Source organism: Candidatus Cloacimonadota bacterium (assembly GCA_019429305.1).
GTDB lineage: Bacteria > Cloacimonadota > Cloacimonadia > Cloacimonadales > JAJBBL01 > JAHYIR01.
Genome location: JAHYIR010000004.1, coordinates 71,143 through 84,105, shown reverse-complemented (window position 1 = coordinate 84,105; position 12,963 = coordinate 71,143). Strand labels below are relative to the sequence as shown.

The 12,963-nt window shown below is 37.2% G+C and carries 12 protein-coding genes; 4 read left to right on the top strand and 8 right to left on the bottom strand.

The features are described from left to right. Window positions 1-13 precede the first annotated feature (13 nt). The 4 genes from rimI to K0B81_03325 are packed head-to-tail and all read right to left on the bottom strand — an operon-like array spanning window position 14 to window position 4,513. Window positions 14-493 (bottom strand): ribosomal protein S18-alanine N-acetyltransferase, encoded by a 480-nt coding sequence (gene rimI, locus K0B81_03340; GenBank protein ID MBW6515637.1) that lies wholly within the window; start codon window positions 491-493, stop codon window positions 14-16. Between the two features lie 16 nt (window positions 494-509). Continuing rightward, complete coding sequence (locus K0B81_03335) at window positions 510-2,060, bottom strand: LysM peptidoglycan-binding domain-containing protein (GenBank protein MBW6515636.1); 1,551 nt, start codon at window positions 2,058-2,060, stop codon at window positions 510-512. A gap of 19 nt (window positions 2,061-2,079) precedes the next feature. Continuing rightward, window positions 2,080-3,099: a dTDP-glucose 4,6-dehydratase gene (gene rfbB / locus K0B81_03330; GenBank protein ID MBW6515635.1), complete on the bottom strand. Its 1,020-nt coding sequence runs from the start codon at window positions 3,097-3,099 to the stop codon at window positions 2,080-2,082. A gap of 25 nt (window positions 3,100-3,124) precedes the next feature. After that, entirely contained in the window at window positions 3,125-4,513 is a 1,389-nt protein-coding gene (locus K0B81_03325) for an aminomethyltransferase family protein (protein MBW6515634.1), read from the bottom strand. A 168-nt stretch (window positions 4,514-4,681) separates the two neighbouring features. Here K0B81_03325 and K0B81_03320 point away from each other — a divergent pair, with 168 nt between their 5' ends. Continuing rightward, the gene (locus tag K0B81_03320) at window positions 4,682-5,440 is read left to right on the top strand and encodes a carbon-nitrogen hydrolase family protein (GenBank protein ID MBW6515633.1); all 759 of its coding nucleotides are present in this window, start codon (window positions 4,682-4,684) and stop codon (window positions 5,438-5,440) included. Then, entirely contained in the window at window positions 5,440-6,234 is a 795-nt protein-coding gene (locus K0B81_03315) for a class I SAM-dependent methyltransferase (GenBank protein MBW6515632.1), read from the top strand. Before K0B81_03320 ends, K0B81_03315 begins: the two co-directional genes overlap by 1 nt. 220 nt (window positions 6,235-6,454) lie before the next feature. Here the strand turns inward: K0B81_03315 and K0B81_03310 are convergent, their stop codons facing one another. The 4 genes from K0B81_03310 to K0B81_03295 all read right to left on the bottom strand — a co-directional run bounded on the left by K0B81_03310 (window position 6,455) and on the right by K0B81_03295 (window position 10,200). After that, window positions 6,455-7,240: a hypothetical protein gene (locus K0B81_03310; protein ID MBW6515631.1), complete on the bottom strand. Its 786-nt coding sequence runs from the start codon at window positions 7,238-7,240 to the stop codon at window positions 6,455-6,457. Between the two features lies 1 nt (window position 7,241). Next, window positions 7,242-8,300, bottom strand: a complete 1,059-nt coding sequence (locus K0B81_03305) for a formylglycine-generating enzyme family protein (GenBank protein MBW6515630.1) — start codon at window positions 8,298-8,300, stop codon at window positions 7,242-7,244. Window positions 8,301-8,363: 63 nt separating this feature from the next. After that, on the bottom strand, window positions 8,364-9,548 hold the full coding sequence (locus K0B81_03300; GenBank protein ID MBW6515629.1) for a hypothetical protein: 1,185 nt from the start codon (window positions 9,546-9,548) through the stop codon (window positions 8,364-8,366). A gap of 49 nt (window positions 9,549-9,597) precedes the next feature. Next, window positions 9,598-10,200: a hypothetical protein gene (locus tag K0B81_03295; protein MBW6515628.1), complete on the bottom strand. Its 603-nt coding sequence runs from the start codon at window positions 10,198-10,200 to the stop codon at window positions 9,598-9,600. 236 nt (window positions 10,201-10,436) lie between these two features. On the opposite strand from K0B81_03295, the gene K0B81_03290 reads away from it, so the two are divergent. Together K0B81_03290 and K0B81_03285 are read left to right on the top strand one after the other, a co-directional pair. Further along, entirely contained in the window at window positions 10,437-10,934 is a 498-nt protein-coding gene (locus tag K0B81_03290; protein MBW6515627.1) for a hypothetical protein, read from the top strand. Between the two features lie 33 nt (window positions 10,935-10,967). Then, window positions 10,968-12,944, top strand: coding sequence for a T9SS type A sorting domain-containing protein (locus tag K0B81_03285; protein ID MBW6515626.1), 1,977 nt, complete (start codon window positions 10,968-10,970; stop codon window positions 12,942-12,944). The last annotated feature ends 19 nt before the right edge of the window (window positions 12,945-12,963 follow it).

The following is a 12,963-nucleotide window of genomic DNA, read 5'->3' as shown; positions in this document are numbered from 1 at the left end:
TTTTCTTCTCTGTTTATATCTTTGTATCACTCCATCGCTGAATAGGTTCAGCAAAATCGAGTTTCATAATCAATGCATCTTCTATAGGATTTTGATAATACTCTTTACGCTTACCTATGGTATCAAATCCGTGACTGGTATAGAAAGTGATCGCCTGCTTATTAGATGCTCTAACCTCTAAAAAACACTTTTTGCAACCCTCTTTAATCAACTCGCGGAACAAGTAACGTAACAATAATTTACCATATCCTTTATGCTGCTCAGATTTTGTAATTGCTATATTGGTTATCATATACTCGTCAAGCACTTTCAAACCGCATATATATCCAATTAGCTCTTTATCATCTTTGGTTTCCAAAACAAATGCACTATCTTGTTCTATTTCCTGAATAAACATGTCCTTAAGCCAAGGATCGGTAAAGACCTCTTCTTCAATTATTAATACCTCCGATAAATCATCGCTTTTCATTAATCTGATAACAGTTTCTTTCATGTACAAGTCTCTGAACTTAATAGTGTATTCTTTGTCCGGGATGAATTATGACGATCCTTCTTCCGTTACGTTCCTGAACTGACAAATTGTTACGGGTTAGAAGATGACTAAGTGATACATTAAGTTTTCGAGCGATTGAATCAAGAGAATCTCCACTCTGAACGACATAAATATTGCTTCCTGATCCACTACCTCCGGCTGAAGGAGAACCCAATATTTGCAATCTCTGCCCGGGATATATTGTATTACCTTGCAGATTGTTAATTGATCTGATATTGGCAACGGTTGTATTATAACGACGAGCAATATCATAGAGAGTATCTCCTCTCTGAACAGTATGGTGAGTAAAATATCCGGCATTACGGTCTAAAAAACCCCTTTCGATTCTTGCCAGTTGCTCTTCATTCTTATCACTTTCTTTAGGGACAAGGATTTCATATTCACCGGGGGGTAAAACCATATCATTGATAGCCGAATATCTCTGTCTCTGTCTTTGAGAGAGATTGATCCAAGGATTGAGTTCCCAAATTCGTCTTAAAACAGTTCCCTGTGCCTGTACCCAATCATTTAGCTGGTAATAACCGTTCAAGTTAAGTGTTTCTATTCTCGTCACTTCCAACAAGGAAGGTTCTCTCTTGAATCTCTTACCAAAAAGTAACTCTTCATTTTCGAAGATAAGCTTTATTGCTGCAGCACGCCAAACATAGCGGTTTGTTTCGTCCACCCTCATTATCAGATCAAAGAAGTCATTTGCCTGTTGTTCTCTCATCACTCTTGCTACACCATTATTACCGGCATTATAGGCACACATAGCCAGCAGCCAGTCATCACTTCCCAGATTTTGCATGAATTGATAGCTATTGATCAAATATCTCGCAGCTGCATCGGTAGCTTTAAAGATGTTACGTCTTTCATCAATGAAGTTATCTATTCTCAGATCATACTGCCTTGCAGTTGAAGGCATAAACTGCCAGATTCCACCGGCTCCTACCGATGAAGTCGCCATAGAACTTAAACCGCTTTCTGCTATTGCTAAGTACTTTACATCGAGAGGTACACCATGAGAGGTAAAAACTTCATCAAATAGCGGAAAATAAATACTACTACGGGGTATGAAACGATGAGCTGCCTTTAGTTCTTGGTCAAAGATCTCACTGAATTTATGATATATTCTATCGTTACTTATATCGAATACCCTACCTGCAAAAACGAAAGATTTTGGTATTTCGAAATCCGTATTGATCATGACCCTGCCGTTGAAATAATCCAAATCCTGATAGAGCGAATCGGTTTTGAAATAGAGGTATTCTATCAGTGTATAAAGAGAATCGATCTTCTTATCCTTATAATAAACAAGATTAAGCAGCTCGTTGACATCATCCGAATAGATGCTCTTCAGATAAGCATAGTCGGAAAGATCTTGTGCTACCTGACTGACAGGTTCTTCAATAATTGTTGTCTCTTTTTCAATCTCCCTTTGAGGAAAATAGTTCAGTATAGTTGAACATCCGCTCAAAAAAGCTGTTATTAGTATTATGAAAATCAGGCATGTAAGACGAAACTTCATATTGTTATAACAATTCTCCTTATTCTTGTAGTTCTTGATTTTGTTTCTGATAATCTCCTGAATAGATCTCATCAGTCCAATCAGTATGAGTTTTATACCAATCAATTGTTTTTGCCAGCCCCTTCTCCAAAGAAAATTTAGGTTTCCAGTCTAATTCAGCCCGGAAATGATCCGAATTGATACAGGGATATGATTCATCACCCAATCGGTCTTTCAAGAATTCCAATCTTGTCTCTTCGGCTGTCATCATCTTCATGATCATTCTAATCAAATCAATATTTTTTCTCTCATCACCAGAACTGATGTTATATATCTCTCCGGGAGTACCTTTATGCAAAACCAGATCAATAGCATTACAATAGTCATCAATATATATCCAGTCCCTCAAATTCTGACCATCACCAAAAACGGGGACATCTTTTTCATTCAGAATATTACCAATAACTGTCGGAATAAGCTTTTCCGGAAATTGAAAGGGACCATATATATTAGTCGGTCTGATTATGTTAATATCCAGATTGTGTGCCCGATAAGCTGCCTGAACAAATAGATCTGCTGCTGCTTTACTTGCTGAGTAGGGATCACATGGTCTCATCGGAGTATTTTCGTTAACCTTTCCAGTGCCAAATCTTGTACTTCCGTAAACCTTGCTGGTTGAAACCTGCACAATTTTACCGGTCTTTGTAGTTCGTGCATTCAATAATATATTTTGTGTACCAATAACATTAGTTTGGATAAATATCCCAGGTTGATGAATATTACGGTCAATATATGATTGTGACGCTAAATGGATTATATAATCGGGCTTATACTCTTCAAAGACATATTGGACGTCTCTTTCTGAAGAGATGTCGCCATTTACAAACAGATAATTGGGATTATTATTCTCAGCACTTAATCTGCTTAGAGAGCCTGATTCGGTTAATTTATCAAAGTTAACTATCTGATAATGAGGATACTTTTTCAACAGATAGCGGACAAGATTAGAGCCGACAAAACCGGCACCACCGGTTACCAAAACTCGTTTATTATTTGTCATATATACTTAATTTCTCTCTTTAACTTTATAGCTTCTCGATAGCTTTCAAAGCACGTGGAGCTGTAGCAGGATTGACTCCATTCCCTGATATATACCCCTTAACAGGATTTCCAACAGGTTTTCGGTCATTGTCTTCCCTATAAAATTCAACCTTAATTTTTACTTCCTTCCCATCTTTTTCCAAGATGTCATTCCCTTCTTGATCTGTATCGAATGGATTATGATATAACCAACCCAGACCAATAGCGGCAATACCATTCTCTTCACTGACTCCGCGTCGTTCTGATTCTATAAAGAGTCGTTTATCCAATGGAATATTGGGAGAATTGATACTCGAAGTAACTGAACCCAATCGGACTCCATCCTTATAGATACCTCTGCCGGTTACGATCCCTTCAGAAATGAAGAGTACAAGCCGTTTATCAACTCGGTTTGATAAATCCCTATCTAAAGCCGATTTGCCGATAAAATCGGTTTTATGCATATCTATAGCCGCCTTAAAGAGGGGAGCATTAGTTGGTGTATGATATTTATCATATTCATGTCCGTAGAGAGGTAGCCCGAAGTTTCCGGCTGATATTCTATTTTCATCTCTGCCACCTAAACCTACTACCAAACCACCTAAAGGATATACAATCTCCACGATACGCTTAAACTCCTGTTCTGCAATAGCTTTAGGGAAATACATCTCCCATCCCCAGCGATTGGTATATCCGGTTCTGCTTAACAGGCAACGTTGATTTTGATACTCAAACTCGTTAAAAGTAAAGAAACTCATATTCTTTTCCGGGTTATGACGATTTCTTAATACCTCTTGCCCATATAATTGAGAAATAACTTTATAGGAATACATACCCTGAATGTCGATCTTTACTAATTGGTCGGAGATATCAGTAATATCAACCTCTTCCCCATCGTGCAGAAAAGAATAGATATAATCGGCATCAGAGACCATTACGACCTCTTTACCGTCAATAATAACCTGATCAGTAATATCATGCCCGGCATTGATCACGAGAATAAACTCATTATCTCCTAATCTCATTATGATCATATCATCTATTACTGTTCCATTAGGTGTTAGGAGCAAAGTATATTTACACTGTCCGACATTCATCTGCTCTATATCGGCAGGTAAAACTCTCTGCAGCAATTTAGCTGCATCTCTGCCCCGCACTCTGATCTGAGCCATGTGGTCTATATTGAAAACTGCTACTTTATTTACTGCTTGTGCCTCTTCCATTACTGATGTCAAAAAATTGACCGGCATAGCATATTGACCGAAATTATTCCTTTTGACCGGTTCATAAGAACGACCCAGTTTCTTTGCTAAAAAATCCTGATACCATTCCTCTACTTCAAACAAAGCTGTCTTACGCGGCTCTTTCGGGTAATCAAAACCAATCTTCGCCATATCCTACCTCTCTTTCTAGTTTTCACTCTTCTTCTCACCATATAAATGATAATGATTGGCATAATATTTAACTCTTATAAAAAGTCAACTAATTATCGATTATGAGAGTGACCTTGACATATGAGTATTTTTCAAAAACATATTCTTCAATAGAAATAAGGAGTAATTATGAAAATAGCACTCTCAGTATTTCCGATCTATCCTGAGATCCAACTGGCATTGAGCAAGATGAAAGATTGTATCATCAAAGCAGCAGATCATAATTGTGATTTGATCATATTTCCGGAAGCATGTCTAACCGGTCTTGGTATATCAGGTAATTTCATCGAAGACAAAGAAATCGGTTTGAGCTTAGATTCTTTAGAGATCAGATCAATTATTGACTGTGCACAAGAGTTCAAGATTCATATTGTTTTTGGTCTGATAGAGTTGATCAACAATTCTCTCTTTGATAGCGCTCTACTCATCGATGATCAGGGAGATATTTTGCTTCATTATCGCCGCATACATCGTGGCTGGACTTATCCTCATACCGATCCCAAAATATATCGTTGCGGAACAGAAGTTAAGTTTGCAGAAACCCGATTAGGAAAGATAACTCTTCTGATCTGTGGTGATTTAGGAGAGCCCTATATTGTGGATACTATTAGTAAATCAGATGCTGATTATATCATATATCCGTTTGCCAGAGCAATTAACACGCACTCTGAAATACACAGTTACTGGGATTTAGAGATGCAGGATTATTACTTAAAACACTGGCAAGAGCTTGGTAAATCTATTTTAGCTGTAAATGCCATTGATCTTGACATTCCTTCTCGAGACGAATTCTACTGTGGTGGTGCCTGGATTATTGATCCTTCAGGGAAAGTAATAGCTTCAAAACCAATCTTGGAAGAAGGACTTTTAATTCAGGAACTAGGATAATGAATACTCATAACGATTTTTACAAATTAGCAGAAATTTATGACATTGCCTTCGACTTCAGGGACATCAAAGCCGAGTGTGACTTTCTGGAAAATGTCTTTCAACAGGTTAACGGTAGAAAACCAAAAAGTGTACTGGAGTTAGCAGCTGGTCCTGACCGTCATATGTTGGAATTTAGTCATCGAGGGTTAAAAGAAGCTGCAATAGATCTATCGCCAGAGATGGTAGAATATGGCAAACAGCTATCTTTGCAAACAGGAATATATCTCAGATATGAATGTGCTAACATGGAGAAGTTTACTCTTGGTGAAAAATATGATCTGGCTGTCATACTGATGGATTCAACAGCTTATTTACTGGATAATGAAGCAGTCCTGAATCATTTAGCTTCAGTAGCTGACCACCTGACAGAAGATGGTCTCTATATCTTAGAAATGACACATCCACGTGACTGCTTTGGTATAGGGAGGTCAACCGTGGCAGAATGGACTTCAGAACGGAAAGGTATTCAGGTACACATTAAATGGGGAAAAGAAAATGATTTCTTTGACCCTATAGACCAGATCACTCAAGTAAATGTAGAGATAGAAATTGTATCTGAAGATAAATCTAAGAAATTGGTTTATTGTGCAAAACAGCGCTGTTTTACAGCAAATGAAATGCAGGCATTAGTCAAAGCTTCTGGAAGCTTTCAATGGATAGAAACCTATGGCTCTTTAGATATCAAAGTACCTTTTAATAATGACGAATCGGCTTGGAGAATGGTGCCCGTACTAAAGAAGTTTAGAAACTAATTTGCTTCTTCTAATCTCTGTTTATCATTAGAATCAAGTAGAATTTCTCAAGTATGTTTCCCAAACAATATGAGTAAAAAAAATGTCTTATAATTCTTCATCTCCCTAATTTATTCTGTAAATATCTGACAACTTCACCATCAATATTCCTAGCTGCTTCTGGTGTAACAATATGTGTACTTATCTTCTCTAATTCTGTTTCGGATTTAGCTTGCCTGTTTTACCAACTAGCCAGATTTGAAGAACCAATATCATTATTCCAAGCGGTGAGATCATTCTGATCAAATGGTCTCCATTGAAGCGTATTGAAAGTATTATCAACTATTACTCTAAACTTTTCTTGAGAACGATCATTTTTTATCATTGGGATCAGTAATTCAGACCAGCTATGATTTCCTGATGCGACTATTTTTCCCTCAAAATTCATTAAAGTGGTCAAAGCAATAAAAGCCATTTCTCTTTCACTGCACCAACCAAAAGAAGAAAAAGAACCTCCTCTCTCAGTATAATATTTAGGTTTTTCCAATACCAGGTCGCTCAGAAAGAGATAAGGGGTACGGTCTATATCGGCATAAGTCTGATAGTTCCCAAACTCAGGAGGTGGATTTGTGTTGCTTAATAACCGGTCATTCTCAACAAAATATACTCTGTGGCGTGGATTAGGATTAACCCAATGCCATAGATAAGGTATGTAAAAGATTTCTCCCCGTGAATAGTTTGCTGCAGTCTGAGTAGTAAAGAGATCGTGCAGAATACTTATAGTGAAATAGTTTTTTAAGTTCTGCGACTCTGCTGGATCAAGATCATTACCCTGGCAAATCAGATGATAATAACTGTTTTCAAGATGATAAAAACCTTCAAGATGATTATCGATCAAAGCAAGAAAGAAATCAGGTATAGCCAATGGTTCATATTCATAATTCTGCACGTGAAAATCTGCTTCCTGTCCACAGGAAACAGAAAAACTAAATATCACTATGATCAATAAAGAGTTGATCTTTTTCATATCATTCATAATCTTCTATTATTGGTGATCTTGCACAACGGAATCCATAAGCCCAGTAGGCATTATAAACCGGAAAGTGATAATCATCCCTTATCCATGAATGCATATGACCTGTGCAATCGTACCAACTACCATTACGATTTACAGGATAATTTCCGCAAAGTTCTTCACTGGTTATCCAGTCTTGTACCCAATTTCTGACATTTCCAGACATATCATAAACTCCATAAGGTGAAGGACTATCAACTGTATTTGGATTAATACCATTATAATACCCAACCGGAGTAGAACGGTTATCCCAAGGATCTCCGCTATCTCTGTAATTTGCTCTTGTACCATCGATTTCATTTCCCCAAGGGTAGATATATCCTCTGTTACCACGAGCCGCTTTTTCCCATTCAAGATTGTTGGGTAATCTTAAACCGTAATACTGAGCAAAATGTGAGGCACCAAACCAGGTAGTAAAGACGACCGGGTGGTCAAGATAACCATCTTGCTCGTATCCTGACGGTACAAATATTTTGAATTCACCTTCTGAATAGTAGATCTGACTAAAATCATAAGATAAGAACCATTCAAAATGTTCATAGAGGAGAGAATCTGATTCCTTCAATTCCTTTTGTCTATAATAACTATATTGTTCAACATCACCAAGATAATAAAATGCAACTTCACCACCCTTATGATAAGGATTTTTCTTTATCCTGGGATGATTACCATACACCGCATTTGATCTTTCATCTACCCAAATAATTTCTGCGGCAAGTGCCTGTCTCAAGTATGCCAGATATTGAGCGTTGGTTACCGGATATTTCATAATCTCATAGTCATAGTCTATGTTTTCAACGCTGGAATAATTCGATGTGTCCTTTGGTGGCCCATAAGTAAAATCACCAGCAGGAACAAGACACCATTCAAAGTCCGGCATATCTTCAGGCAGAGAAGAGACCGGTATCTTATATTCTTCCCATAGGGGTATCTTCTCTTTTTCCCATGAATTGAATATTATAAAGAATACTACGAATACAATTATAGCAATAAATATCATTCTTACTAACATAGATTTCCTCTTATTTCTTTTTTTGGATAGTACATCCAGAATTTCAGAGTCTCATGTATTGAACTATAACCCATAAAACTTCATTATCTGATGGGTGAAGCTATAATCCTGATCAACGATAGTAGCCACTGCGATATTCGAATTCGGGATAAGAGTCAACCCAATTAGTTGTTTTGGTTCGTCTATCGGTATAACCTGACAGCTGATAACACCTTCAGGAATAACTCGTTTATGCCTTATTGTGCCAAATAGGCTTTCATCAATCAAAAGATTCGCAATTCTTTTGTGACCCATTATAATAAGCCTATCCCGAATCAACAGAAAATCTTTTACATTCGGTCTTCTCATTAGTTGAAACAAGGTCGTAATATTATCAATATCCTGAGGAGTAATACCGATGCCAATTGATCCGCTCATATTCTGATTATCAGCATCTCTAACTAACCGGATGTCATTGTCGTTAAGACCTAACTCATCTTTTTCAGTTGAGGTGATCGTAAAACTTTTCTTCATTCTCTTCTTGTCATATATAGTAAGATGATCTGCTTTACCTGTATAATTACTAAAACTAGTGGATAACATTCCAATATATCTGTCATTCATTCTGGCTTGAAAGATCTGCTCATAGGGGCCATTTTCCTGCAATTCAATTACATTGGATAATCTTGCTTTCTGAGCCCCTTTTAGTTTATAAATCAACATATACTTCGGAAAGACAAGGTTATCTACAGCCATCAACTTGTGTCCTTCAACAAGAAAATCATCAACAGCTTTTCCTGATGACACAATATCGTCAGACATTTCCAAAGAAAACCATTCTCCAGTATTAATGCTATACTGAGCAATTGTCGGTCCGTACCCACCAAGAAACACCTTATCCTGATATAATGTGACAGTGTTTATCTCAAAATTATACGGTACAATCTCAATCTTGATAGTATTTTCTGATATACCGTAAATTGTTATCGCTTCCATTTCTATATCAACCACAACCGTATATTCTATACCATCGGTTGCATATAGTGAATACTCATCTATTGGATAAGTATCCAACTCAACTATTTCCGAATCAATGTAAGAATTTATCGAGATCGATTCCAAACTCTTTTGTAGCAGAAACTTATCAGCCACAATCTCTCTCTCTCTTTTAGTACAGCCAATGATCTGGCTGATGATTACAAACAACAACAATAAGATTAGCTTTAAAGTGAGGTTCTTCCTTAAACTACTCAAACACTTTGTTTTCATAAACTTTCCTCTCTATGCATTTTTTCTTAAACAAATTTCATGTATCTGATCAACCAAACACGTTTTTGAAGTAAGCAAGCAAGGTCGATGGTATAATATCGAGATAGATCGCTACTCTTCTGGTTATCTTTTTCTTTTCTGACAAATTGTTTTCTTCTTTGGCTTGGAGTTTTTGTGTAATAATAGGAAAAGGCTTAGTTATATCAAACCAGCATTCCGCAGTATAAGATGTAATTAAGTCGCTGCAGTTTTTTTCGATATTTACTAAATTGACCCGAAAAGACATCTTATCCTCATCATATTCAATATTTTTTTCTAACTCTTTTTTAGGAAATAAAACAACTTTCAGATATAAAACTTCATAAATCTTCCCGGTATCTGCAAAGATCATTTCGTCTTCTAATATGATTCTGATTATTTGATAAGTTTCTTTATCTCGTGCTGATTGCCATAATTCATTTTCATTTCTTAACTTGATGATCATATTTTGGATATTTAGTGTATCGATATCCTCTTTTAAAAAGACAAATGCATCTTCTTTACTGTAGCCCCAACCACCCTTTAATGATGAACCAGTAGAGAGGATATCGTAGAGGGTCTCAAGAGCAAATTTATCTCTGTTTAGTCGAATTGGATTAAAATCACTTATCATATTATGCTCTTGAGTTAATAATGAAAACCCACTTCTCAACCATACAACCTCTGCTTCTGTTCTGATCAACGAGAAAAACTTTTATTCAACAAAGTGAAATTGATAATCAACTGTCAATTTTTTTTCTACTCATACAATCTAAACAACTTTATCAATTGATAAGATGAATCTGCTCCTTGACGAAATGATACAACGTCTGAGCATGATTTTATTGACAACAATTCCAATCCTCATTAATGATTTTCAATAAGGAGTATCTAATAAAAGTGACTTTATTGCTACTATTGAAAATACTTTTAACTACCTTGATTACCAGCTTAATTTCTTCTGATAAAGGGACCTTATTAGTCTTCTATAAAGAAAGAGAACCCTCAATCAAGGTTTTGGAAAGAGTTAATAAAATGTTAGAAGACTTCGAAGATCAATACAGCATAGAATATCTGATCATCGATGATGAAAGCAGCAGTGATAAAATCACTACATTAGGTTTACCAACTACACATTTTCCTTTTGCCGTAGTGATCAATGGAAAATATACTGCCCAAATAGATGAGCGTATTGTTTCTTTTATCCATTTTCCGTTATTCATGAAGGGTATCGGACGACATGAGGGAAATTGGTCAATAGATGATCTCAGAAGAGTTCTCGAAGACCATTCTCTCTTGGCAGATGAGAATATATTACCTGTTTTAAATGTCGACGAAGAAACTACAACTTGCGAAGATGAAGAATAAGATGAAAAAAATTTAATCCAATGAGAGGTGTATATGAAAAGACTCATTGTAATCGTATTTTTTTTACTGTTGTTGACTGTAATTTATTCTCAATGGAGTGAGCAGACTTCTGATCCTTTACTAATTGCGGGTGGAACTGGAGAACAGGTTATACCCAAAGTTAGTATAACTGATGATGGGAATATTTATATCAGCCGATTTGATAATGCATCGGGAAATTATGATGTTTGGTTGCAAAAGCTTGATCCATTAGGATTTCATCTTTGGGATGAGAGCGGAGTACTGGTAAGTGATCATCCAGCTATGAGCTGGCTGACTGACTATGACATGGATGTTGATCCAGATGGTAATGCAGTGATAACTTTTCAGGACATACGCAATGTTACCAATAACATCTATGCTTATAAGATAAGTCCTAACGGAGAACTCTTATGGACTGCAGGCGGAGTTGCACTCACCAATGATACTGATATAGACATCATGAATGCCTCGCCTACTGTCTTATGCACTAATGATGGCAGCAGTTATATCGCTTGGCAAAGAGTTGCTGAACGAACTTCGCTTCACTTGAACCGGCTAAGTCCGGAGGGAGCAAAGCTTTGGGGTGAGGACGGGGTTGTGTTACAATCTCCGGAGACCTCTATCAATTGGCCTCAATTATTAGAAACCGATGATGGTATACTGCTTAAATATTATATTGATATAGGTCCATTTTGGGCACCTACAAGGTTTATGTATATTGCTAAATTTGATCAAGATGGTACAACTGAGTGGACAACAGCTATAACAACTGCTGGAGGTATCACGGCATGGACACAGATCCTCTCATTCCAGCCGGATGGTACTGGTGGAGCTGTCATTGCCTGGCATGATGACCGTAACAGTGATATGGTCAATGAGGTCTATGTACAACGAGTGACTGTTAATGGAGCCCTAACGATGCCTACAGACGGAGCTCTCATATCAACAGACATGCAAAACCAGCAATATTACCCAAAAATTGCTGTTGATCAGGTTAATCAGCATATTTTTGCTTTCTATAAACAGACCAATAGTAGCCAGACTCAGGACGGTATGAATGGTCAACTCCTTGATTTTGCAGGAAATCGTCTCTGGGGTGATACAGGGATGGTAATAATTCCCTTGAGTAGTTATGTCGCCTCTCCGATAGATGCCTTCACAACTCAGCAGGGAGCCATAGTCATCTATGAAGAAGGCAATGTACCCAACAATGATCAATCAATGCAAATAAAAGCAGCTGCTTTTGATTATCAGGGCAACTATCTCTGGAACGACGGTTATCTTGATCTAGTGACGACTAATACTCCAAAAGTACATCCTGCCGTAAATAATCATCCTGAAGGTTGGTTTGTACTCTCTTGGGAAGAGGATTATGATCTTTACGCTACCAGATTGAACAGTAATGGTACTATAGCCATGTACTATCCAGCACCACATGATCTTTCTGCTCTTGCTATAGAACCGGATAGCATTGATTTGAATTGGACATTTGCCTATCATTCCTATCCACCGGAGACATATCAGATATTTATGAACGATCAATTAGAAGTTTTTGTGGATTATGGAGTGACTTCCTATCTCTTTTCAGATCTAACTCCGGGAACTTATGAGTTCTATCTTGTTGCTAACTACCCTGAAAGTGTTGATTCAGCACCTTCTGAAACAGTTTCGGCAACCATATCCGGAACCTCTGTTGATGATATTATCCGGCCAATGGCATCTTTACTGATCCATCCCAATCCTATACATTCTACAGCCACTATTCGTTATAACCTTAATCAACCAGTTTCGACAGTCGAGATCAGTATTATAAATATCAAAGGACAGTTGGTTTATAGGACGGTCATGTTCCCGAATAGCAATGATTGGAACGAGTTCAATCTGGACTTTAATAACCTTGACGGAAACAGGATCGCCAGCGGTATTTACTTCTTGAAAATGAAAACCGGAGAGGATCTGATCCGCAGGAAGATCATCATTTTAAGATAATATTGAACAGACATGAATT

Coding starts and splice junctions, on each gene's coding strand:
- rimI (MBW6515637.1), bottom strand. CDS start 493: ATGAAAGAAACTGTTATCAGATTAATGAAAAGCGATGATTTATCGGAG.
- K0B81_03335 (MBW6515636.1), bottom strand. CDS start 2,060: ATGAAGTTTCGTCTTACATGCCTGATTTTCATAATACTAATAACAGCT.
- rfbB (MBW6515635.1), bottom strand. CDS start 3,099: ATGACAAATAATAAACGAGTTTTGGTAACCGGTGGTGCCGGTTTTGTC.
- K0B81_03325 (MBW6515634.1), bottom strand. CDS start 4,513: ATGGCGAAGATTGGTTTTGATTACCCGAAAGAGCCGCGTAAGACAGCT.
- K0B81_03320 (MBW6515633.1), top strand. CDS start 4,682: ATGAAAATAGCACTCTCAGTATTTCCGATCTATCCTGAGATCCAACTG.
- K0B81_03315 (MBW6515632.1), top strand. CDS start 5,440: ATGAATACTCATAACGATTTTTACAAATTAGCAGAAATTTATGACATT.
- K0B81_03310 (MBW6515631.1), bottom strand. CDS start 7,240: ATGAAAAAGATCAACTCTTTATTGATCATAGTGATATTTAGTTTTTCT.
- K0B81_03305 (MBW6515630.1), bottom strand. CDS start 8,300: ATGTTAGTAAGAATGATATTTATTGCTATAATTGTATTCGTAGTATTC.
- K0B81_03300 (MBW6515629.1), bottom strand. CDS start 9,548: ATGAAAACAAAGTGTTTGAGTAGTTTAAGGAAGAACCTCACTTTAAAG.
- K0B81_03295 (MBW6515628.1), bottom strand. CDS start 10,200: ATGATAAGTGATTTTAATCCAATTCGACTAAACAGAGATAAATTTGCT.
- K0B81_03290 (MBW6515627.1), top strand. CDS start 10,437: ATGATTTTCAATAAGGAGTATCTAATAAAAGTGACTTTATTGCTACTA.
- K0B81_03285 (MBW6515626.1), top strand. CDS start 10,968: ATGAAAAGACTCATTGTAATCGTATTTTTTTTACTGTTGTTGACTGTA.